Source organism: Ureibacillus sp. FSL K6-0786 (assembly GCF_037965165.1).
In the GTDB taxonomy this organism is placed as follows: Bacteria; Bacillota; Bacilli; order Bacillales_A; family Planococcaceae; genus Ureibacillus; species Ureibacillus thermosphaericus.
In genome coordinates, this window is the sequence record NZ_CP150191.1 from 866,706 (window position 1) to 891,741 (window position 25,036).

The window sequence follows — 25,036 nt, forward strand, 5'->3', positions numbered from 1 at the left end:
TGGCAAACCTTTATGGGACGCCGTTTCCTTCGATTTTTCGTAACCAAATGTGAGCGGATTTCCACAAAGAAGCCTTCAAATAGCGACTAATTTGTAAGTAACTGCGTTCGCTATTCGTGTTCAGCTGAGCTAAAACATTCAGACAGTACACTATCATGGCTACGTACACTTGATTATGTACAGCTTGTTCACTGTGACCAAAAAACTTTTTAATGTTCAGATGTTGTTTCATCCATTTGAAAAAAAGTTCGATTGCCCAACGTGATTGGTAGATTTCTGCAATTTCATCTGCGTCAATGTCAAACCGATTTGTCAGTAAATGAAGCTCATTTCCTTTTGTATCATGCAATTTGAGTAAGCGAAACACGTTTTCAGAACGATTTTGTGGTGTTCCAATGACAACCATTTCATCAGAGAATACGGGTGAATCTTCTGGTAACGAAAAGGATTCTAACACTCGGACAACAGCGTTTTTACGCAAACGGGTCACAAAGAAATAGCCATCTTCCGTCATTTGATCAAAGCGCCCATAATCCAAGTAACCACGATCAAACACGTACATGCATTCTTTGTCATCCACGAATACTTCTAGTTGACCACGATCATGTTCGTTGGCATTCGTGAGTACGGCTTTATCTGGATAGGAGAGTCCTTTTTCCATAAAAACAAGTCGTAAGTGAAGCTTTACTCCTGATTTTGTTTTTCGAAACTCTGCCCACTTATGATTGGTCAAATTAAGCGGTAATGTACTCGAATCAATGATTTTCAAAGGCGTTGTCACTTTTCTTCTTGTTTGGAAATTGGTTTTCCGATGAATTTGTGCCACTAAATCGAGAAAAATCGTTTGAAAGAACTCAGTTGGGATGGTATTGATTCGTCTCCCTAACTGTGAAAAACTAATCGATTCCAATCCCGTTGCTCGTTGTAATTCTTCTAAAAAGACAGCGTCACTCAACGCCCGTAAACTCTCGGTTTCATGGAGTTGGGCATACAAAAGCAGTTTCATAAATGAAGCCATATAAAGCTTCTTGGTATAGTGATTTAATTGATGTGTTTTCACTAGGTCGTCAAATAATGGACGATTAATCGGTGAAAACCATTGTTCAAATGATGTTTTTCGTGTAAACTTATCCATGGTTTTGTCCTTTGTATTGGATTTGGATGGTTTACTACCACCCAACCATTATAAAGGATTTTTTTGTGTTTAGATTATATTTCAGAAAATTCGGTTTATTTGAAGGTGTTAAATTATTTTAATGCGACGCTAGTGATATGTAGTATAAAAAGTTTTATATAAATTTTTGCGTTTATAATATAATGGATAGCTTTGAACTCCATATTGTTCACTCGTTTGTTGAGTGTTATTGCTAAAAACGGTGATATCTTCACGGGAGATATTAAATGCTTGCTCAAGCTGCATAATGATGCTGAGCAAAATCGATTCATCCCCGTTATTATCATTACCGTAATTACCTACGATTCCGATTTTCATGAACCTACATCCTTTATAACTTAATAATGAACAATTATATCATATAAAAACTCTCCTCCACATCAAAGTAGGGGAGAGTTTTTTATGATGAACCTAGATTTCCCATTCTATGATTTTTCTATTCAAAGGGATATGCCCCTTTATAGATAAGGTTGGCTATTCAACGTTAAATGACAAAGTACAGAGCTACCATTCTACTAACTTCAATTAACGATGAATAGCACGATATACGAATAGAACAAAATGTTGACGATTGATATTTTCATTTGGTTTAAATGTTCCATCTTCGTATCCCGTTGTGACTTTGCTATAAGCTAATGCATCGATATAAGGATATGCCCAATGATTTGTTGGAACATCTTTAAATTTTGTTGATTTACTTTCTGAACCATGCAATTCAAAGGCAATCGCTAAAATTTTCGCCATTTGTGCACGCGTCAGCTTACCTTTAGGATCAAAAGTGCCATCGTTTTTACCGCTCACTAATCCGTAGTTTGCTGCCGCTGCAATTTCTTTGTAATAAGGATAATTCGTTGGAACGTCTTTGAAGTTCGGATTTTGAACATTTGTCGTATCTAATTTCAGAACTCTCGTTAAAATGACAGCTGCATGCTCCCGGGAAATATTTTCTGTCGGTCTAAATGTGCCATCACTGTACCCTGTGACGATATTGTTTTTTACGCTATAACTAATCTCATTGAAATATGGGTGATTTGTAGGGACATCTTTAAAGATTACTTTCTCTTTTACTTTTACAGGAATTGAAACAGTCTTTGAACCTAACGTTGCAATAATTTTACCGCTACCTGCAGTCGTTGCTTTAAATTGTCCTGTAGAAGTAATGGTTCCGATATTTCCTTCTACCGACCATTTCACTTGATTTGCATTATAAATTAAATTTTTACCTTCCGCATCTTTTGCTTCAACTGTATAATTCTGCGTTGCTCCAACGACTACTTCTTGTGCTCCTTTAATTGTCATTTGACTTGGTGCATCAACAATTGTCACTGGGAAAGATTGAACGACTTTTCCATTATACATAATGTAAATACGATCTTGTCCTGCTTTTGTTGTTGTAAATGTCGTACCACTAATCGTTAAAGTTCCATTTTGTGATGCTAGACTAATAGAATCAGGAGTAATTGACAGCGGATTATAGTACTCGTCCAGTACATATTGTACGCTGACAGTGGAACTTGTTCCTTCCAACATCGTACCGACATTTGTACGAGTAAATTTCATTATTTTCGCCTCTCCAAGCGGTGCAGTGCTAATTGCTTCTAAAATCGCATGTACTGCACGTTGGGACCCACCTGATGGTTTATTCACGACAACTACATCATTGCTTCCATATTTACGCATTGCCATTGTTGTTGAACCGCCACCATCAAGGTTAATGGCCGTATCTACTCCTAAAGAAACTAGATAATCTGCAAGTTCTTTCATATTCATCCCTTTACTGTGGGACTGTCTTCCATCTACAGTAATGAAATGAACGGTTTTCTTATCTTTACTCACTGCTACAACTGTTCTAGGCGCTACTTCTCTTGCTCGGCTAGAAGCAGTGCTCATCATAATATACGGTTTACCATCGCGCACTAAAAAAGGCCCTGTCGCAACAATAAATTGTGCATCTTGCCATTTTGAGTCGATGGAAAAGTTCACATCAATCTGTTGACCAATTTGTAAACTAGACAACGTTTTACTTAAAGGTGAGCCGCCTTGGACAGATAGAATGAAACCATTTTTCGGAATAGGATGTTTTGATTCCCCATAAGGAGCGATTTCTTTCACTACCCCAGAAATCGTATCTCCGAAATATATTTCTCCGATTGGTGTATCTCCTTCAACAATAATGTCGAATCCATATTGATTATTATCTGTATAGCCTTTGTAATAGTTCGGTGTATAAACGATGACCTCATTGCCATTCCGAACACGGTCCATGCCAGTCAGTTGATACGATTGGCCATTTGTCGTCATCGTAATTTGAAAATCAAAATAATCGATAATGCCTTGTCCGTTTTTATCGATACCGAAAGCTGTTGGAACGTTCAAATATTGATCCGCACCTTCAGAGATCGCCCCACCGTTAATAATGCGATTATTTTTTGCAATTAAAAACAATGGAACCCCATCGCTCATATTGAAAAATGCAGCATTAATAGCTCCTACTACTCTATTACCATCTTTAGAGTCTCGATTTGCTATTGCCGTTACCGTTTCTCGCTTATTGTAAGCACTAGGTAAGCCAATATCTACTTTCGTAAATGGATCATTTAAATTAATTGATAGATGATTGATTACATTTGTTTTTGAAGTTTTATATGTATATTGACTATACACCACTCCAGAAGACACTGGATATTGCTCATTGACTGATTGATTCGCTTGAGCAGGTGCCACAGTCCCAAACAAAAGCACAAAAGCAAATAATATTGAAATAATTTTCTTCATTTGATTTTGCTCAAAAAGAGCCCTCACCTTCCTTCCCCCCATACTTTCATTTCTTTTCCATTAAAACATATTAAACTATAAATATAAAAGGAAAAACACTAGAAATATAAAATAATACTTTTTTCACTATTATTATTATAAAATTCATATAATTGACCATTTATCCTATTAATAACTTAATAGAAATTTGTTAGTATGGGAGGTAGAGAAAGGAGAAGGTACTACATGAAAAAATTTCTATTAATGGCTTTCAGTATTTTGCTAGTTTTTTCGCTCTGTTCAACTGGCAAAGTACAGGCTGCAGACGATGTAACACGCAACTATCATGAACGGGGATTACGATATTTAATTATGAAAGGGGCTTTAACGCCTGATGCGAATGGCAATTACAATCCAAACGCTACTGTAACACGTGGCCAATTCGCAGCGTTTATCTCCAAAGTGATCGGCTTACCAAAAGCGGAAGAAAATATTGATTTTAAGGACGTACCAACAAATAGTCCCTATTATCAAGATATTCAAAATGCCGCAGCAACAGGGATTATTACCGGATATGAAGACGGCACATTCAAACCGAATGATCCGATTACTCGCCAACATATGGCTGTCATGATTGAGCGAGCAATGAAGCATTTAAAGATTCCTACGAGCACGGCGAAAGATTTGCAATTTAAAGATAAACATCAAATTTATAAAGAATATTATTCTGCGGTTGCAACAGGTACAGAAAAGGGAATTATTCAAGGTTCCACAATGCCTGATGGCGTGTATTTTTATCCATTAAAAAATACGCTGGTATCACAAGCTGCAACGTTCATCATTCGGATGATGGAGGTAGCTGGTAATCAAGAAGCGATTAACTTTGGACCATATGAATTAAAAGATATTCAGGGTGGACAACTCGTTTCTACAAAAATTACTTCTTTTGATTACGACACTGTATTAAAAAGCGTTTCAAAAGACACTCATGTTATTACAAAAAATAACAACATCGTATACATGAAACCAGGTTCTGGTTTCGTCGTTGCAAAATCTTACACGGTTTTAGACTCTGAAACGGTAAAAGATAAGATCAGCGTAGCTTCAGAAACAGAAATGCAATATCTTCAATCTGAAGGCAACCGTGTGAAAGTGAATTTAGCAGGACAAGTTGGATATGTGGATGCAAACACTGTATCATTAATTCCTTTCTCCTTATCAAAAGGTCGCCACTATTACTTAAACGTTGGCGGAGAAATGAAACACGTCCTAGTAGATCACAAAACAGGAAACGATAAAGCAAGCTATATTTATGGAAAAGCACCAAGCCAAATGAAACCTGGGGTAAAATACTACAGCTGGGACGGCATTAATTTCTACAATGGGGGGGAAAAGTTTACATATTACAATTATTACCAATTCCTACCTGTTCACTCAAAAACACAGTATTCAACTGAAGAAATCGACAAGTACATTCAATACGCATTAGCAGAGCGAGAAAAAGCTGGCGGCCGTTATGTTGATGCTTCTAAGAAAAGTAAATTGATAGGATTAGGTAAACAGTTGAAAGCCATTGAAGAAGACTACGGGATTAATGCGATGATGATACTTGCTCTTGCAATGCACGAAAGCGACATGGGGATGAGTGATTACGCGCAGCAATACAACAACTTATTCGGTTTGTATGTGTATGACACTGATCCATTAAAGGTGAAATTCGATTCTCCTGAAGCAAGCATTCGTGAACTGATGGAAAAATTCTGGTGGAAAAACTACATTCCTGCAAATGCACCATTCGCTCACGGTCCTGTATTCGGAACAAAACGAATCGGATTTAATGTGAAATACGCATCCGATCCTTATTGGGGTGCAAAAGCAGCTGGCCACTACTACCGTGCAGATAAATATTTAGGGTTTAAAGATGCAAATAACGCATATACAATCGGATTAACGAATATTGAAGGATTAAATGTTCGTTCTGTAGCGACAACTAATAATAACACGCCAATTTATCGATACAGCCGGACAAATATTCCAGTCATTATTACAAGCACAAACCTTGCAGCAAACGGTTGGTATGAAATCATTCCAGACAGCCGTGACCATAAAGTCGCATACGTAAGCTCACAATACGTTATCATCTTGGATACTGTTAAATAGAAGTAAGGATAGGATTGCTTCGAAATTAAAAAAGTGAAATCGACATAAACGAGTCGATTTCACTTTTTTATCTTATAGACACTTTGCGTTTACATTCGGGCGAAATACAAACTTGATAGAGAATCTTGATTTTTTGGCTTTGGCTATTATTTTATCTAGATTGACTATTATCTCAGGTGAGTTGACTATTATCTCTTTGATTTTGACTATTATCTTATCTCTGCTGGAGCGAATTTTTAGCTTTGGCTATTATTTTACCTAGATTGACTATTATCTTGGCCGAGTTGGCTATTATCTCTTGGGATTTGACTATTATCCCATCTCTGCTGATACGTATTTTTGGCTTTGGCTATTATTTTATCTAGATTGACTATTATCAAGGGCGAGATGGCTATTATCTCTTTGATTTTGACTATTATCTCATCTCTGCTGGAGCAAATTTTTGGCTTTGGCTATTATTTTACCTGGGTTGACTATTATCTTGAGCAGGTTGGCTATTATCTTATTGGATTTGACTATTATCTCATCTCTGTTGGAGCAAATTTTTGGCTTTGGCTATTATTTTCCCTAGATTGACTATTATCTCGGCCGAGTTGGCTATTATCGCTTGGGTTTTGACTATTATCCTTTTTTTGCTGGAGCAAATTTTTGGCTTTGGCTATTATTTTCCCTAGATTGACTATTATCTCGGCCGAGTTGGCTATTATCTCTTTGAATTTGACTATTATTTCATCTCTGCTGGAGCAAATTTTTGGCTTTGGCTATTATTTTACCTAGATTGACTATTATCTCGGCCGAGTTGGCTATTATCGCTTGGGTTTTGACTATTATCTTTTATTTGCTGGAGCAAATTTTTGGCTTTGGCTATTATTTTACCTAGATTGACTATTATCTCGGCCGAGTTGGCTATTATCTCTTTGAATTTGACTATTATTTCATCTCTGCTGGAGCGAATTTTCGGCTTTGGCTATTATTTTACCTAGATTGACTATTATCCCTTTGAATTTGACTATTATCTTATCTTTACTAAAGTGATTTCTCGGTTTTTACTTACAATTTTTTCTTATTTAGATCCACTCCATATATCTATTCGGAATTCGTTCAATCGTGTGGTTAGCTCATTTGCTGGAATAGAAAAACATCTTAATCCTTTTATTTACATCTAACTCGAGTGGGTAAACGTCTTCCTTATGTAGATATATCCCCTGCTCGGGCAGATCCCCCTTCTCATGTGTAGATTAATCCCCTACTCGTTCGAATAAACTCCCTACTTGTGCAGATAATCTCCTAACTCATTCGAATAAACTCCCTACTTGTGCAGATAATCTCCTAACTCGTTCGAATAAACTCCCTACTTGTGCAGATAATCTCCTAACTCGTTCGAATAAACTCCCTACTTGTGCAGATAATCCCCTAACTCGTTCGAATAAACTCCCTACTTGTGCAGATAATCCCCTACTAGTTCGAATAAGCTCCCTACTTGTGCAGATAATCTCCTAACTCGTTCGAATAAACTCCCTACTTGTGCAGATAATCTCCTAACTCGTCCGAATAAACTCCCTACTTGTGCAGATAATCTCCTAACTCGTTCGCATTAACTCCCTACTTTTGCAAATTATCACGTTACTCGTGCGGATAGCTCCTCATGCTGCATATAATCCCTACCCTTATCTTGTCAGCTAATCCAACCAACAATCCGTGCAATTAAAAAACACCCTTTGAATGAATCGCTTCATTCAAAAGGTGTCAATACACTCAAAACACGAGTATAAATCTATTCGTCCAAAAACTACCTAAAGCTATAACATTACCCGATCCTTATCAGTCTTGCTAATTGCTGAAGCAAGGATTACGAAGCCTAGCATTAAGATGAAAATTAAATCTAGTAACCCTGTATGAATGGTTACGGTAAATAAAGTTAATACAAAAGCGTATGCAATTGTGTGGAAGCTTTTTACGCCTGCTTGTTTCACCTTATTATAAAGCATTGATACAAGTGCACCATAAAGCAAGAAGCCAATAATTACAAGTATATAGCCGCCATCTAAATACAATTGTCCAATGAATGTTGGGGTTGTCGTTCTACCAGGACGAGTAATATACTTCCCTTCTTCAACGCTTAAGGAGTTCACTACTTCAGTTACTTGCATACGAGGTGAAATTTGTTCACCTGGTAATACTGTACTAAAAATGCCTTTATGGATTTCTCCACCGAGATACCCTTCTTCTTCGGTATACTCAATAATTTTACTTAACACAATATGACCTGTAACCATTTCACCATTTAAAGCTAAAATCCATTTTGGTGTCGCATTTACTCTGTCTTCAGCAGTTAATAACTTCTCTAATTCATCTTCCTCTAAATGCTCGCGATCTGGTTGTTCTCGCGTATTGAATTCTTGTGATGTATCTTCCATTACAACTCGGAAAAATCCGAATAAAGCAAATGATATTGCAACAACTGTAAGAAACGTAAGGAACCAAGTGAGCTTAACTCGCTTCACCACATAATGGAATACGATAATGCCTGTAAATAACATTAACGCTAATGGTGTTCTATATCCCATTAATAAAAATAGGAACATCACTACACCATATAACCCAGCATAAACGAATGCTTTTTTCATTGTCATGTTTTTTTCTTTAATCATTTTATAAGAAAGGAGCAACAATACCCCGTACCATAATAAATGGCTGAAGAAATTTAATTTCGGGTCTAAATTTCGACGAACAGATTCATCAGAAAGCCCGATCATTCCTTGGGCAATCATCAATACGTACGCCACTAAACCGATTGTAGTTAAGATGACAATAAAATGAACAATAAATTTACTTAACTTAGACAGCCCAAACGTTGGCAATGTCCAATTTCTTCGGTCAGCAATATATACACCTATGTAATAACAAAGAACGGACAAAATGACTGCCGGCCAAATCGATTTTCTAACATTAAATAAATCAAATCGCCAGAAGTCAAATAAACTAATGACAAAATAAGCCATTAAAATAAAAGGTAAAAAGAAATATGGCGAAAAAGTATCTATTTTATTTATATTCTTTACGGTTGCTTTTATCCTATCTTTCATAAACCATTGCGAACATCGATTGCAATTGGATGCTCTTCATTTCCCTCTCTTCATTATGTATTTTTTTCGACAAATCAAAGGCTATTATAGCACAATAAAGTGCTTGATTCATTTCTATCAAAAAATAAGTAGATTTCAATGCATTAACAATTTCAGATAGCTCACTAGTCCCTCATCCACATTCATGCATTTTACATTAGATAAAATCGATTCGCAAATGTATTTTCGATAGAGGCACTTGGTAATACTAATGAGTTGAGATAAAATATGGCAAATAGGAAGTTATTATGTTTAAATAATAATTCCTGTCTGCCACAACATTTTCTCTTCTAACTTTCTAATTTCAGTATGGCTGAGCTTGAAACAATTATGAAAAGCAAACGATGCAAAATTTATTCATTTTTTAGATAAACATTCATATTTCGGTCATTATACGCTAAAACAACGTAATCTGGTTGAATTTCCAACAAATATTCAATTAGCGGCTTATCAAAATAGCGTAAATCAATCACCGTCAACTGACGGAAATGAGAAGCCACATGAAATTGAATTGGATTAAAATAAGAATCTTTAATCACTACAAGATGCTTGTCCACTTGAGGTTTTTCATTAAAAATATTCAATTCTAAAAAGTCGCGACTATATCCCTCGCTATAGTTGACTGGCCGTGATTCGTCAAACCCCTTTGCCACTCCATAAATTTGCTCTACATCCACTTGAAATTCTCTCGTAGCCGTTCTCTCATAAATCGTTAAAATCTCTGAAAAATCAATTGGCTCATTGTAACAAATTTGATCATCATGCTCTACCGTCATCGCCAAAATTTTATTCCAAGAACCTAAAAATTCATTTTTCAGACATACATTGTTGTTTTCATCATATGGCATTGGGGATAGAGCCCAGTCCATTCTTTCGTTTAACGTTCGAATCAATGCTTCATAAGCCGCATATGCTCCTCTCATCGTCCAATGATGATCTGTTTTAAAATACATTTCTTCGACCGAAATTGTATTGTCTATGTAATCTATTAAACGAACTTCATCTACATTTTGTTCCTTCAATAATTCATGGACTTTTTGATTTCTTACTTGTCCAACATCCTCTGGCATATAGTCAGGAGCTTTCAAAATATATGTGGCTTTTGCAGGAAAAGAATAATAAGTAAAAGGTATGCCCGCTGCTGTCAATTCTTTGGAAATGTCCGTTAATTCATTGACGAAATTTCTAACCGATTCATCTTCCATTTCCACTACTGGTTTAGCAGCAATCCAACCATCTTCTTCCACATAATATTTATCATTAAAATAGACTTTCCCAGTAAATTTTTGTAATAAAATATAATTTTTTAGCCAATCGTCTCGCTTTGGAAACTGATCTGTAAAATACTCCTCAAGATGTTTCGAATATTCGCCCGAAAAGATTTGTTCCATTGTTGGCTGTTTATTTAGCACCGTCAAATTGCGGTTTTCCATTTCAGAAACTTTCTGATCCGGAATGAAAGCATGCCAGACGAACATGCCAAATATGACGATGAAGAAACTAATGGGCAACAGCAATTCTAATTTTTTCATCTTATCACCTAGCATCTATGCATTACTAAACAAGCTTGCAATCAACGATTAGAATCTGAAATAAATGAACGGATTATGTGTTGAATTCACTAAAAACATTGTCACAATCGCAACAATGATTAAATAATACACTGTCTGTACGAGTTGTAGTGAAATATAATAACCGCTGTTTTCCTCGGCCTTTTGTTCACTCCATTTTAAATACAATTGATAAATCGGCATTGAGAAGATGATTCCAAGTGCAAAATAAATCGCATAATCATTCAAAAACAACAATGTTTGATAATCATACAAGGGAACATCATTTAAAAAGAACATTGTTTGAATGTACTCAAAAGAATAAGCAAAATCATCTGCACGGAAAAATACCCAACCGACCATAACAATCAGTAAAACATATACATGGCGGAACACTCTTGGAATTTTGTTTAACCATTTCAATAAAAACCTCTTTTCTAAGCAAATTAATACTCCGTAATAAAATCCCCAAGCCATGAATGTCCAGCTGGCACCGTGCCAAAATCCTGTTAATGTCCATACGACTAATAAATTTCGATACACTTTCCACTGGGCATCGACGCGGCTTCCACCTAACGGGAAGTAGACATAATCTCTAAACCAATGGCTTAACGAAATATGCCATCTGCGCCAAAATTCTGTTATCGTTTGACTAATATATGGATAATTGAAGTTTTCCAAAAACTTAAATCCAAAAATGCGAGCTAATCCAATGGCCATATCGCTGTATCCAGAGAAATCAAAATAAATTTGTAGCGTATAAGCAATGATTCCAATCCAAGCTGTCCCTGTCGTTAAGCTATCACCTGAGAGTGCGAAACATTGGTCTGCAACAGCGCCCATTGGATTGGCGATTAACACCTTTTTCGCTAACCCTTGAATAAACCTGCGGGTACCAATCATGACATCTTCATTTTGTATAATTCTGTGCTTAATTTGATCAGCAATCGTTTGATAACGTACAATTGGACCCGCCACAAGCTGAGGGAATAAAGAAATAAATAGAGATAAATCAATTAAATTTCGCTGGGCTTTTACTTCTTGTCTGTATACGTCAATAATGTAGCTCATCGCTTGGAACGTGTAGAAAGAGATTCCAATCGGAAGAGGAACTTCCTCAAATGCAATGTCTACATGGAATAAATCTTCCCATATCCCAATGAAAAAGCCCGCATATTTGTAATAACCTAAAATCGCAATATTGATAACAAGCGTCAGAATCAACAAACGCTTCTTCTTAGCTGAAGGTGGCGTCTGATCAATGACAATCCCCATCACATAATTCACCAGTATGGAGATGAGCATTAAAAAGACGTACCTAGGTTCGCCCCACGCATAGAAAATCAAGCTCGCAATCAATAACAATATGTTGCGAAAACTTTTTGGGAATATGAAATATGCAATGATTATCAAAGGTAAAAATAAATATAAAAACACTAAACTACTGAAAACCATGGTATTACCCCAATACTTATAAAATAGTGTTTAGTTTTTTCGTTGAAATTCGTCATAACCTATTGACTTATGTCAAAAATCTCTACTTTGTTCATTGTAAACTAAAGTCTTCATCAGTGCTATCTTTAATTATATAGGTTGGTGTTTAAAGAAAAAATCAGCAAGAAAATTCCTGCTGATCTTCAGAAAATCTAAAAGCCATTAATTACTATAATAATGAACGATTCCTTGATAAATAGCGTTTCCAAATACTTCTTGATAATTGCTATTTACAAGTTTTGAAAGGTCCTCGTTATTTGTGATAAACCCTAATTCTACTAATACAGAAGGAAAGACGGAATGTCGAATTACATAATAGTCAGCTCGTTTTACTCCTCGATTTTGCATATTCGCTTGCTTTACAATTTCATTATTAATATTGGTTGCAAGAGCGCGATCTTCTAATTCGTTATCATTCGCTGAAATACTATAATAAGTTTCCGTTCCTTTAGCGCTGGAACTTGACGCTGAATTCACATGAATGCTGACGAACATTTCGGCATAGTGTTTATGAGCAAAATCTACTCGATCTTGCAATGTAGGATATGTATCTCCTTCACGCGTCATATAAACAATTGCACCATCATTTTCTAACTTCCGCTTCACAACATTGGCAACAGCTAAGGCGATACGTTTTTCTGCGTATTTCCCTTTTACTGCGCCCGGATCTTTTCCACCATGGCCTGGGTCAAGGACAATAATGCGATTTTTTACTTTAGAACCGCTTTGGCTTAACAATTTTAAATAGGTTTTATGTACATATCCAATAGAACCTTGGTAGTTTACTTTCGCCCACCAACCATCAATCGAAATGACATATATTTCATCTCCACGATTCAATTTTCCAATTATCTCGGAACGATTATTCGCTTCACTTCTAACATTTAAATTATTTACTGTTGCCCGACCAATCGTATCTGTTTTTTCTGGAGCTGTTTGATGTTGGCATGGATTTTGAGCGTTGACAGGTTTTACGGTTAAACGGAATTGCTTGTCCATTGCCCGCGCAACAAATAAAGAAAATTGCATTCTTGTTAAATAACTATCTGGGTTAAATTTTCCTTTACTTCCTTGAGAAATACCATTGTAGTATAGGGCATTAATATATTTAAAATACGGATGATCCGAAGTAATATCGCAGAATGGTGATGGATAAGAAGCATATTCTTCTAAATCTAATTTGAAAGCAGTTGCCACAACTTTACTCATTTCTCCTCGAGTAAGTGGTGTGTGCGGTTTAAATCGTTTATCCGGTACCTCGTTAAATAAACCTAGACTCATTGCCCTTTCAACATATCCAGACAATTCCGGTTCTGTTTTTGGATCAATGTCGATAAAGGAAGATTGTGTTACTTTCAATGGTTTATAACCTGCACCTAATACAACCATTTTTGCAGCTTGTCCACGGGTAACATGTTGATATAATTTGAACACTCGTGTCCCATTTTCTGAATACCCTTCAATGATGCCCCTATCTTCCAAATAGTTGATTTGATGAAATGCTTCGTGGGTTGAAGGGACGTCTGCAAATCTCTGGCTTGCATATGCCTCTGAACTGAATATAGCAAATATTGCAATGGCTAAAAATGAAAATAGAATACTCGTTTTTTTCAAAGACATTCCTTTTGTATTCCTCCCTCCAATTAGTCCAAAATGTTATCCACTATTACCATTGATAACATTTTTTTGATGAAATTTAAAGCAATCACTCCATTTTTTTGGAATAAAAATAGATTATTAGTATTTTTTCATAAGAATTTCCTCTCGCTTTAGCGGTCTATTTCTTCTTTATTGCACAATATTTCTTAAAAAAATTCCTTAATAAACAAATTTCTGCACTGCTTCAATAAAAGAGAAGAATTTCAAAACCAATTAAAGTTCTTCTCTTTTCTAGCAATGCAGAACCACTCAAAAATTATTTACTAACCGCACGCTGTATAAAAGTCTCTAACTGTGTAAGTGTCACATAGTCATTCGGTCCATATAAGCCATTTCCTTTTCCAATCGTAATACCATGTTGAGCTAAAATTGTAATATAGTCATATGCCCAATGATTTTGATCCACATCCCGGAATTGCACAGTGTTTTTTCCAGTTGGTTTTAAATTGAAGGCAACTGTTAGAACCTTCGCCATTTGTGCGCGAGTAATTGGGGAATTCGGATTGAATTTTCCTTGCTCATTCCCTTCAAAAATTCTCAATTTATTTAGGGCTGTTGCGGCTCCTGCTACATAATCTGTCGACTTTACATCGATAAATGGAGAGTTCGTATCGGAAGTATCAAGCCCTAGTCCTTCTGCCAATCGAAGAGCTACTTTCCCGCGAGAGGCATAAAAGCCCAAATCAACCGATGCATTTTTCACTTCAGAAGCTTGTTGCTTCGAAAAATCGATTACTCGTTTTGCACCAACATAGCGATTTTTCCAGTAGCTATTATCCAATGAAGCAATGCTTACCCCTTTACTTGAAGAAGCGTTAATAAATTGATTGTTTCCTATATAAATCCCTACATGGGAAACACCTTGTCCTGATGTATTAAAGAATACTAAATCTCCAATTTGTAAATGTTGTTTTGAAACGGCTGTCCCTTGAGCAAATTGTCCAGCAGATGTTCGATTTAATGGGTATCCTAAATCAGCAAATACTTTTTGCGTGAATCCAGAGCAATCAAATCCACTCGATGTAGTGCCGCCCCAAGCATACGGTACGCCTATGTATTGTTTAGCTGTTGAAACCAATTCTTGTGGTGTTGCAGCTTCTGCATCAATCAAAGGAGATGTAAAAATCATGAATGATGCAAATACTGGAATTAACCACTTTTTTTTCACTGTCAATTCCTCCTTCAATTTCCTCTGTTCGCAATCTATTTCGAGCCTACCATAAATCCTGTCCCTGTGATTTTTCATTTATGTAACGTTTTATATTTCGTTATTGCAGAAATAAATCGATTAGAAAAGAAAATTTTATCATTATAGAGAAAATTGTTATTTGCGAGTAGCATTTGTAATCTAGATGTAATATTTTTTTGATAATAATCAAAAACCAAAGTGGATAATGTTGGATTTTTATTAAAAATAAGGGTTGAATTCCAAATAATAAGGTTGTCTAGAAATATAAAAAAGCGAATTGGAAAACACATCGTTTTCTCAATTCGCTTTCTTGAATTTCTAACGCAAGCCCAATTATTATTTTTGATAATACTCTACGATTCCTTTATAAATTGAATCACCAAAGATTTCGACATATTCATGATCTGTCAATTTTGCACGGTCTTCAGGATTTGTAATAAATCCTAATTCTACTAACACAGAAGGAAGAATCATATTGCGAATTACATAGTAATCTTGTTTTTTCACACCACGATCTTTCATATCTGCATTTTTCACAATTTGATCGTTAATGGCTATTGCCAATGTTTCATCTTCTTCAATATTTACGTTACCCGCAACGCTATAGTACGTTTCTGTACCTTTTGCACTCTCATTTGAAGCAGAGTTTACGTGTATACTCACAAACACTTCCGCGTAATTATTAAGCGCAATTTTCACGCGATCTTCTAACGTCGGGTACGTATCTCCCGTTCTAGTCATAATAACTTTTGCACCATCGGCTTCTAATCTATTTTTCACAACTGTTGCAACTTTTAAAGTTATTTCCTTTTCCACGGCTCCGTTACTTGCTGCACCTGGATCTTTACCACCATGCCCCGCATCAATAATAATCACGCGATCTTTTACTGGACTACCTTTTTGATTGATAAGTTTTAAATACGTTTTATGCACATAGCCTTTCGTGCCATTTTTCGTTGTAATATTTGCCCAGTTCCCACTAATCGAATGAACAGCCACTACTTCTCCTTTATTTAATGTTCCAAGAGAATTAGAAGTAGCGTCTGCTTTCTCTCGAATATTTAATGCATTCGTTGTAACACGACCAATTGTGTTAGTCGTATAAGTAGGTGTTTCAACAACTGGGTCTTTATCTACAGGATCTTTCACAGGCGGCGTTTCTACTGGATCTTTTACAGGCGGATCAACAGGCTTCTCCACAACCGGTTGTTTCGTAGCAGAAGCTTGAACGTATCCAGGAACTCCATCTTTTTCTGTTAAATACCATTCACCTACTGTTTTATAAACCGGTATTTGCTCGTCAGCGTTAAAAGAACCTATCACTTTTGAATTGGTATTGCTAGATTTATAAACATTCACTTTTCCAACTGCAATCACATGTTTCTGCACTTTTCCGAGAGGTTGTCCAGTCTCATCCACTACTTGAGCGTAATCTCTTGAAATATAGGAATATTGATCTTTATACATCACTTTAAACCAACCCGGTTGAATTTCAAATAAAGGGAGTTTAGTTCCTTTATTGATTTGGCCAATTCGATTGGCGTTTGTTGATGTATCGGTTGAAGTGCGGACATTTAAGTAATCAACTGTCGCCGCCACTGTTCCAATAGCATCTTTTTCATTCGGAACTTGCACGCCTTGCACTGGTAATTCTAATCGATATTTTTCCTCTTTCGCTCGGGCAATAAAGGAAGCAAATTGTCCACGTGTAACGGAAGATTCCGGCATAAATACGCGTTCTTTACCGGAAGGACTCCCTTTCGTGATACCGTTGTAATAAATTGCAGAAATGTATTTGTAATAAGGATGTTTCGGATTGATATCTTTAAAAGGCACCGTTAAGTTTGCGTACTTCTCCACATCTAATTGAAAGGCAGTTGCTAAAACTTTCGCCATTTCTTGGCGAGTTAAGTTAACGTAAGGACCAAATTCTCCATTTTTAGAAGCAGAAAAATATCCTTCTTTTACTGCTCTTTCCACATAACCTGAAAGTTCTGTCCCTGTTTGTACATCTTTAAAAGAAGATTGTTTTACTTTCAACGGTTGCAACCCAGAAGAAATGACTACCATTTTGGCAGCTTGTCCTCTCGTAACTGGTTGATGTGGTTTATAATATGTTCCATTTTCCGTTTCATACCCTTTAATAGCACCTAAGTTAATTAAATATTGGATTTCTTCATAGGCATCATAAGATGGTGGAACATCGACAAACTGAACTTTTGCACTAGTTGTATGTATATTGAATAAAGATAAACAAAGTATAAAACCTATTAATAAACTTATTTTTTTTAAAGACAATACATTTCCCGCCCTTCTAAGATAGTAATTTTATTCTATCAAAAGAATTATTTTCATTCATCAGTCTTTTCTACCTGTTTCCCTAAATTTATCCTTTATATAATCTATTAACGATTCTAGAATGAAGAAGTTCTCGCTTAATGCTAAAAAAAGAGAGGTTTGTTAAACCTCTCTACTTATAAATTTATTTAATTTCCTACAAGAAAAGTTGGTAGCTAATATGGATTATTGTGCATTTTTAATACGTTCAATGAAAGTGTCCAAGTGTTCGAAAGTTGCGTATTCGTCTACTCCAAATGTTCCGTCTTCTCTACCAGTCGCAATGCCATTGGAAGCTAAAATAGCTACATATTCGTATGCCCAATGTTCTTTAGAAACATCAGCAAATGTTGCTGGCTCACCTTTTAATTCTAAACCATATGCTATCACTAATGCTTTTGCTAATTGACCACGAGTAATCGGTGAACCTGGGTTAAATTTTCCATTTGAATCTCCAGTAAAGATATTTAATTTATTTAAGGCCGTTGTTGCACCAGCATATTTAGATTCTGGCTTCACATCAATAAATGGTGAATTTTGATCAGTTGTATCTAAGTTTAATGCTTCAGCAAGTCGGATTGCAGCTTCACCGCGAGAAACATAAACGCTAAAATCGATTGCTGCTTCTTTTACTTGTTCAGCTTCTTCTGTTGTAAATGTAGCTACTCGTCTTGCACCAATATAACGAGAGCCCCAGTAATACGGATCGTTAAGACTATCAATTTCAACTCCACCTGATGTAGTAGCGGAAATGAATTGATTATCTCCTAAATATATTCCAACGTGGGATACGCCTTTTCCAGAAGTATTAAAGAACACTAAATCTCCTGGTTGTAATTCGTTTTTTGAAACAGCTGTGCCTTGAGTATATTGTTCTTTAGATGTACGTTTCAACGAAATTCCTAATTGAGAAAATACATATCTCGTATACCCTGAACAATCGATTCCAGTCTTAATATTTGTACCACCATATTTATATGGTGCTCCTATGTATTGTTTCGCTGTGCTTGTTAATTCATCTACTGTAGCTGCTTCTACTGCATTGTTTGCTCCGAAACCTGATACAAGTAAGAACGATGTAAAAATCGTCAACAACCATTTCTTTTTCACGAACACTCGGCCCCTTTCGAACATTGCTAAATCCGTTACTATATACTCACAGTTAATAGACTATCATAGATTGGACTCTAGTAATTTTTCAATTGTGTAACTTTTTTGCTATATAACAGAAAATACCGAAATCCTTACCTTTAAAGGAAATTCGGCACTTCTAATAGAAAAATTATGAAATTATATAACAGGTATTGTAACATTCCTGTAATAAAAGATACTAGTTTATTACAGTTATTTGCTAGAAAATAATTGAACCCAATAATAGTTTCCTTGAGAATCTGACTTTATTCCCACGCCTATATTCGTATAATTTTCTTTCAACATATTTTCCCTGTGCTTTTCTGAAGCCATCCATGCATTAACAACATCTTTTGGTTGATCAAAATTACGTGCAATATTTTCACCAAATCTCGTAAATTCATAGTCAAAGAGTGTCGCCATATCCCAAGGATGCCCGTAATAAGGAGAGAAATGATCAAAATATTTTCTCTGTATCATATCCTGTGCCTTAATAATCGCCAATTGAGTGAGTGCTAAATCTTGTTTCAAAGGAGGGACTCCAACTTTTTTACGTTCTTCATTTACTAAATCAATCACTTCATTTGTCCAATTCACTGCACTATTGACCGTAGAAATATAGTGTTTCGACAAATAGTCATAAGCTAACTGATAAGATTTTATTTTATTTTGAAATTCAATGCCTCTATAAACGAGAACTGCCAACTGTGCTCTTGTTACATACTGATTAGGTGAAAAAGTAGTAGGTGTTGTACCTTCGATGATTCCTACATCTGCTAGCGATTCTATATAATCTCTAGCCCAGTAATCCTTTTTGTAATCTTTAAATGAAGTTTTATTCACATGGTCCACTTGAACACCATAACTAAGAGCCAACATTTTAGCGATTTGTGCTCTTCTTAGCGGTTCTTCCGGACGAAAATGCTCACTATTTTGAACAATCCCTAGTTCTGCGAGCTTGCAGATTTCTTGATAATATTGATGGCTGGGTGATAAATCTTTTGCGTTTAATTCAAAATCCGTTTCGAGGGGAATTTCTAACGATCTCGCTATAACACTAGCCGCTTCCGCTCGAGTTGCATACTGATTCGGTTTAAAGGTGCCATCTTGATAACCGTCCATGTATCCTTTTTCCTTTAGTGTCAAAATTGGTGTTGCAGCCCAAAAAGAACTGCTTATATCTTGAAAGGGAGTTTGCAGTTCAGTTGATTTAACACGCTCTTCTCCCGCCATTGCATGAACTCTATTATGTAAAAAACCTCCATTTAAAAACAATATGATAGCGGTGGTTATTATGATTGTGTTACGTTTCATATATTCTCTCTCCACTTCAATAAAACTAAAATAACTACCTTTTTTTATGTATTCTCTATTTTTATAAAAATTACCTTTTATTTTCAAAAGGTTCATGATTTGTTAATAGAGAAATATGATTTGATAAAAAAGAATTACGTTCTCAACATCAAAGGTATCAGATAAATTTTCTATTAATATCTTCAATAAAGTTAGGTAATCATTTAAAAAGCATTATCTCGAGCAAAAGTCCCAAGATAATGCTTTACTTTGAAATATTATTCAACGCTAATGACTTGGAAGCCTAGTCCATCCGTTGCTTCAAGAGCTCTTTTAATAAAAGTTGCCAATTGCCCTCGAGTTAGTGGAGAAAAAGGACTAAATGTTTCAGGAGTTGTGCCTGTTGTAATTTGATAATCAATCAACGTTTGAATATATTGTCTCGTTTCCAGATCATTGATGACATTGACATCTTTAAATGGTGTCGTTGTATTATTCGATACTTGCAAGCCAAAACCTAATGTTACCATTTTTGCAATTTGCGAACGTTTTAACGTATTAGATGGACGAAATGTGCCATCTTGATAGCCTTGTATGATTCCTTTTTGGCTCAGCGCAGCAATAGCACCATAGTATTTGCTTGCTTTAGGTACATCAATAAATCCAGGATCTGCCACGTTCACTGTATCTAAATGTAATGCCTTGGCAATAAATAAAGCCGCTTCTTGTCTTGTTGCTTGTTTATAAGGTTCATATGTTGTCGCACTCGTCCCTTCAACGATACCTTCGTTAATAAGGGTTACAATCGATTCATAATGGGCATCTTTAACAGATACATCAATAAAAGGATTCTCCGCTGCATTGGCTGAAGTTGGAATGTAAATTGCAGCTACGATACCAAAGATGACAACGGATATCCAAAATTTCCTTAGTTTCATGTGGACATTTTCCCCCTATCCTACTCTCTTCAACCATTGTAACCCAAATTATGGTAGGTTACTATAATAACTATTGACAGAAGGAATATAGAGAGTTTTTTTTTCGATAACACAATGGACCGAACAGAAAACCATTTGTCTCCATTCGGCCCCTCTATTTGGACTTTCCCTGCTATGTCCATCTATGAAGTTTAAGTATTAGTTGTTGGTTGGTAGCCTATGACTAATACTTATTAGCAAAATTACAATTGAGTCTTTATTACTTAAAAGTTCTAAGTAGTTGATGAAATAAAATTATTCTTCAACCATTTCAACAGGAATAACTTCTGTTACTTCAATTTTTTTATCTGTTAAGTCTTTAATATCTGACTCTTCTAATAGCTGTAAAGAAATTGTGTCATCTGCTTCGATAACTAAATCTTCTAGTTTCACGATGACTTTAGTAGCTTTTTCGCTTTCTTCGTCACCCTTGTTGGCATCAAATTTTATTGGAGTAGTTAATGAATCGTCATTGACTAACACTTCAAAGTCAAATATTACTGTTTCGTCATTTAATAATTTGATTTCTTCAGAATAAGTAATTTCAAGTTCTTTTGTTGTTTTATTAAACTTAGCTGAAATTACTGTAGGCGCTTCATTTGTGATTTCTTCAAATTTTACAGTTTTCTTAAATTCAGAAACGAATTGGTTTTCTCTTGTACCTTTTACTTTTTTCGGTTCGATTACAACTTCATATTCACCATTGAACAACGTTTGATTTGTGATTGTTAACGTTTTTCCATCTTCACTTAAGGTAAATGTTAATGAATCAGGTGTTGTTGCATCTTCTTTTGCAATCACTTTTACTTGTTGTAGGTTTTCTTGTGTATTATTAATTGGTTCATTAAATATTACTTCAATCGTTGAAGCTGTAGTGGCATTCACTGACACAACTTTCAATTCATCTTGTTCAGAAACTTGAATTGTGCGATATAAGAATGAAGCAAATTGTCCGCGTGTTACTGTTTCGTTCGGTCTGAATTTTTCAACAATCGAAATTCCTAAGTCACGCAACGCTTGCACTGCTTCTTTTCTATTGTTATCGTTATAAACTTCATCCATGTCCACTACTGTTACATCATCAATCTCTTCAGCTAATTCTATTAATGATACACCAAACATTGCTTCATATACACGATTTAAAGTTAAAGCCATTTGTGAACGGTCCATATTTTTCATGTGCATTAATTTGTTATCTGAACCAAGAAATACGCCATGATCTTTTACTAAAGCTGCGTATTTTACTAACTCTTCGTCTGCAAAGTCCACTGGCAAATCCTTGAATCGTTGTACTGTATCCCAATCTTCTGGTATTTCTTTGCCTTGTTCTTCAAGCCAGCGACCTAACATTTTTACCACATTTCCACGTGTTAATGTGTTATTCGGTTTGTATGTACCATCTTTGTATCCTTTTACGATTCCCATTTCTGCTAAAGCATCGATTGCTTCTTTATGAGTATTATCTTCTACATCAGTAAAAGTTGCCGCTGATACAGCTGGAACGATTGCAGAAGCTACTAATGTCGCCGTAGCTGCCGATGCGAAAAATTTTTTATAATTCATCAACTACTACCCTCCAAGAAATATCATTTTTTTATCATTTTTCTTTGTAAAACGATGCTGATTTCTATCAACAAAATCTAGTATATTAATATTATTTATTTTCGTCAAAGGTAATATTTAGTTGCTAAATATTAGTATAAATATCCATAAAATATCATTTTTTTATCATTTTTCTTTGTAAAACGATGCTGATTTCTATCAACAAAATCTAGTATATTAATATTATTTATTTTCGTCAAAGGTAATATTTAGTTGCTAAATATTAGTATAAATATCCATAAAATATCATTTTTTTATCTAGCTCGAATATTATTTTTATTCAATAGAGCTAAGAACATTTTGTTATTTTTTTGATACATTTCCTTTTTTGAAGAAATCGAGTAGGAGGGAGCGATTAACTCCCGTCCTCTCACACCACCGTACGTACGGTTCCGTATACGGCGGTTCAATTAAGATGATTGACGCAAGTCTTTATAACTTCCGTGAATAGCTGTTCTCTTTATGCCAGTGGTCACTCCACCCTCCAAGAGGTCCCCCACGGGATTCACCGCTTCCTTCCTCAAGTGAGGTACTACGTTTTCTGTGTTCATCATGACTCACTGAATGCCAAGGGCTATTCTCTCTTAATTGTTCGGTCCTTCTTAGTAGTTCTAAACCAACTAATACTATGACCTCTGCTGACTTCTGACGGTTCAGCTACTTATCACTAAGTAGGTTATGAAGCGTACTTCACATATCCGCCAGACCTCCCCGGGTAAGTACATGCACTTTCACACCATCTATCCGCCTCATTTACTCGATATGACCTTCGACAGAAAGAGCTTTGTTTTGTTTTGCAAACTCACTCAATCATACCTAGCCTTATATGAGGTTCGTGTTCCTCGGACCGGTGTTTTGCCTCCAGCTTCCTTCAGATTCCGCGTCACCACGGACACCCTTGCTCTTGGCTAACCTCTACTTCTGTCTTCGGGGTTCGGGACTTACACCCTATAGTTCATGTACATGCCGGGCGCACAAAAAGAAAAAGCACAAACTTTCTTAGTTTGTGCTTTTTCTTTTGGGCTACCAACCTGGTATTTCCTAGCGGGAAAAGTAATTTATTGCTATAGAGGAAATAATCCTATATACAATTTTAGTCTATCACTTATAGAAAAAAAGAACAATGAATAAGTTGAATTTCATGAAAAATATTTATCGAAAATAACAAGAAATTGTAATTTCATTTAAGACAAAAAGTAAGAAAAAGAGCTATGACAATACGTCATAGCCCCATTCATTTTTATTTAATTTGTATACGTCTTGAAGGACTCTCATCATCCGGTGAAATTTTTGGCAGTGTAATTTTTAATACCCCATTTTCTAATTCTGCTTCGATTCTGTCTTGATCAATATCGTTTACATAGAATGAACGGTAAAATTCACCGAAATGACGTTCTTTACGGATAATACGATCTTTTTCATCTCGTTCATCTAAGCGATCATCTCGTTTCGCACGAATTGTTAAATAGTTATTTTCTATATCAATTTGAATGTCATCTTTTGAAAAACCAGGTAAGTCAGCTTGTACAATGTAGGCATCTTTCGTTTCTGTAATATCTGTGCGGAGTGATTTGAAGTCATTGCCGAATGCAGGTAGGAAATCTTGATTAAACATATCATCAAAGGCACTTTTGAAACGTTCAAATAAATCATCATTTCTTCTTCTGAACGGTCTTAAATCGAACATCTCAATTCCTCCCTATTTATAATTTTGTACAAGTACTTGTTACATCTTTATTTTATCCTTTTTTTGCATTTTCATTTGAGCATTTTGTAAATTGAAGGAAATTTATCATATTTTTATCATACTTTTGACATACATTTATTACGGTTTCATCAAAAATTCTCCGCATTTCTGTAATATTTTATTCTCAAAGAAACAGAATGTGCTTTATTTTTTATGAGGAATTTTATTTCTGCGTTTTAAAGTTTAGACTTTTTACTTTTTAAAGAAATAATATTTAAGAAAAAAGTAATTTGTGAAGTAAGCTTTTTAAGCAGATTGATTCATTTTCTTGAGAAGTTGGGTTATTTCATTCAAATGGATACATATAATACATTGATTTTCCTAAGAAAGATTCCTATCTTTGGAAAGGAGGTGTAGGATGTCTCCGAATTTTGATGAGAGCTATATTGTTGGTCTTATTGGGGGATTCTTTGTACTACTAATATTCGCTGTTATTTGCTATGTAATTACTGCACTTATTTACTTTTTTACAGCAAAAACAAATGGTCCTGAAGATCTTGCATTTTTAGCATGGATTCCTTTAGTAAATGCATATTTACTCTTCGCTTTTGGATCAAAGAAAACGACTCCGGAAGAAGTGAAAAAAGATGCATTAACTTGGATGATTATATATGCTGTGTTATTTGTGGTGTCATTTATTCCATTTATCGGTTGGTTAGCTTCACTAGCGATGTTTGTAATCTTTATTTATTACAGTTACCGTTTATTTTATCGTTGGACAGGAGAATCAGGGAAAGCCGTATTATTTGTGATTCTTACTATCGTGACATTTAGTATTTTCTTCTACGTATATGGTTTAATCAAAATGAAACAAGAATTTGTTGCTGAATAAAAAAATGGGCTA

General features: G+C 35.4%; 17 protein-coding genes. 2 read left to right on the forward strand and 15 right to left on the reverse strand.

Features of this window, described 5'->3' with window-relative positions; translation table 11 throughout:
• Positions 1 to 10 precede the first annotated feature (10 nt).
• The 3 genes from NSQ18_RS04265 to NSQ18_RS04275 form a co-directional block, all read right to left on the reverse strand.
• Complete coding sequence (locus NSQ18_RS04265; RefSeq protein WP_339287653.1) at positions 11 to 1,135, reverse strand: IS4 family transposase; 1,125 nt, start codon at positions 1,133 to 1,135, stop codon at positions 11 to 13.
• A gap of 129 nt (positions 1,136 to 1,264) precedes the next feature.
• Positions 1,265 to 1,492: a hypothetical protein gene (locus NSQ18_RS04270; RefSeq protein ID WP_339289111.1), complete on the reverse strand. Its 228-nt coding sequence runs from the start codon at positions 1,490 to 1,492 to the stop codon at positions 1,265 to 1,267.
• Positions 1,493 to 1,699: 207 nt separating this feature from the next.
• Positions 1,700 to 3,976, reverse strand: coding sequence for an S-layer homology domain-containing protein (locus tag NSQ18_RS04275; protein WP_339289113.1), 2,277 nt, complete (start codon positions 3,974 to 3,976; stop codon positions 1,700 to 1,702).
• Positions 3,977 to 4,174: 198 nt separating this feature from the next.
• On the opposite strand from NSQ18_RS04275, the gene NSQ18_RS04280 reads away from it, so the two are divergent.
• Positions 4,175 to 6,088, forward strand: a complete 1,914-nt coding sequence (locus NSQ18_RS04280; RefSeq protein WP_339289115.1) for an S-layer homology domain-containing protein — start codon at positions 4,175 to 4,177, stop codon at positions 6,086 to 6,088.
• Between the two features lie 1,799 nt (positions 6,089 to 7,887).
• On the opposite strand, the gene NSQ18_RS04285 is transcribed toward NSQ18_RS04280, so the two are convergent.
• The 12 genes from NSQ18_RS04285 to NSQ18_RS04340 form a co-directional block, all read right to left on the reverse strand.
• On the reverse strand, positions 7,888 to 9,174 hold the full coding sequence (locus NSQ18_RS04285; protein WP_339289117.1) for an oligosaccharide repeat unit polymerase: 1,287 nt from the start codon (positions 9,172 to 9,174) through the stop codon (positions 7,888 to 7,890).
• A gap of 392 nt (positions 9,175 to 9,566) precedes the next feature.
• A complete protein-coding gene (locus NSQ18_RS04290) occupies positions 9,567 to 10,745 on the reverse strand; it encodes a DHHW family protein (protein WP_016837953.1) in 1,179 nt (392 codons plus the stop codon).
• A 48-nt stretch (positions 10,746 to 10,793) separates the two neighbouring features.
• A complete protein-coding gene (locus tag NSQ18_RS04295; protein ID WP_339289119.1) occupies positions 10,794 to 12,218 on the reverse strand; it encodes an MBOAT family O-acyltransferase in 1,425 nt (474 codons plus the stop codon).
• Between the two features lie 201 nt (positions 12,219 to 12,419).
• On the reverse strand, positions 12,420 to 13,877 hold the full coding sequence (locus tag NSQ18_RS04300; protein ID WP_339289121.1) for an N-acetylmuramoyl-L-alanine amidase: 1,458 nt from the start codon (positions 13,875 to 13,877) through the stop codon (positions 12,420 to 12,422).
• Between the two features lie 295 nt (positions 13,878 to 14,172).
• On the reverse strand, positions 14,173 to 15,084 hold the full coding sequence (locus NSQ18_RS04305; RefSeq protein WP_339289123.1) for a C40 family peptidase: 912 nt from the start codon (positions 15,082 to 15,084) through the stop codon (positions 14,173 to 14,175).
• Between the two features lie 357 nt (positions 15,085 to 15,441).
• Entirely contained in the window at positions 15,442 to 17,403 is a 1,962-nt protein-coding gene (locus NSQ18_RS04310; protein WP_339289125.1) for an N-acetylmuramoyl-L-alanine amidase, read from the reverse strand.
• Positions 17,404 to 17,628: 225 nt separating this feature from the next.
• Entirely contained in the window at positions 17,629 to 18,552 is a 924-nt protein-coding gene (locus NSQ18_RS04315; RefSeq protein ID WP_016837948.1) for a C40 family peptidase, read from the reverse strand.
• Positions 18,553 to 18,786: 234 nt separating this feature from the next.
• Positions 18,787 to 19,887 carry an S-layer homology domain-containing protein gene (locus NSQ18_RS04320; RefSeq protein WP_168412352.1) on the reverse strand — a complete coding sequence of 367 codons (1,101 nt, stop codon included), beginning with the start codon at positions 19,885 to 19,887 and terminating at the stop codon, positions 18,787 to 18,789.
• Positions 19,888 to 20,144: 257 nt separating this feature from the next.
• Positions 20,145 to 20,804 (reverse strand): S-layer homology domain-containing protein, encoded by a 660-nt coding sequence (locus NSQ18_RS04325; protein ID WP_339289127.1) that lies wholly within the window; start codon positions 20,802 to 20,804, stop codon positions 20,145 to 20,147.
• A 294-nt stretch (positions 20,805 to 21,098) separates the two neighbouring features.
• Positions 21,099 to 22,406 carry an S-layer homology domain-containing protein gene (locus tag NSQ18_RS04330; RefSeq protein ID WP_339289600.1) on the reverse strand — a complete coding sequence of 436 codons (1,308 nt, stop codon included), beginning with the start codon at positions 22,404 to 22,406 and terminating at the stop codon, positions 21,099 to 21,101.
• 449 nt (positions 22,407 to 22,855) lie between these two features.
• Complete coding sequence (locus NSQ18_RS04335) at positions 22,856 to 22,999, reverse strand: hypothetical protein (protein ID WP_172597779.1); 144 nt, start codon at positions 22,997 to 22,999, stop codon at positions 22,856 to 22,858.
• A gap of 686 nt (positions 23,000 to 23,685) precedes the next feature.
• A complete protein-coding gene (locus tag NSQ18_RS04340; RefSeq protein ID WP_339289129.1) occupies positions 23,686 to 24,132 on the reverse strand; it encodes an Hsp20/alpha crystallin family protein in 447 nt (148 codons plus the stop codon).
• Positions 24,133 to 24,550: 418 nt separating this feature from the next.
• Between NSQ18_RS04340 and NSQ18_RS04345 the strand changes: the two genes are divergently transcribed.
• A complete protein-coding gene (locus NSQ18_RS04345) occupies positions 24,551 to 25,024 on the forward strand; it encodes a hypothetical protein (RefSeq protein ID WP_339289131.1) in 474 nt (157 codons plus the stop codon).
• The last annotated feature ends 12 nt before the right edge of the window (positions 25,025 to 25,036 follow it).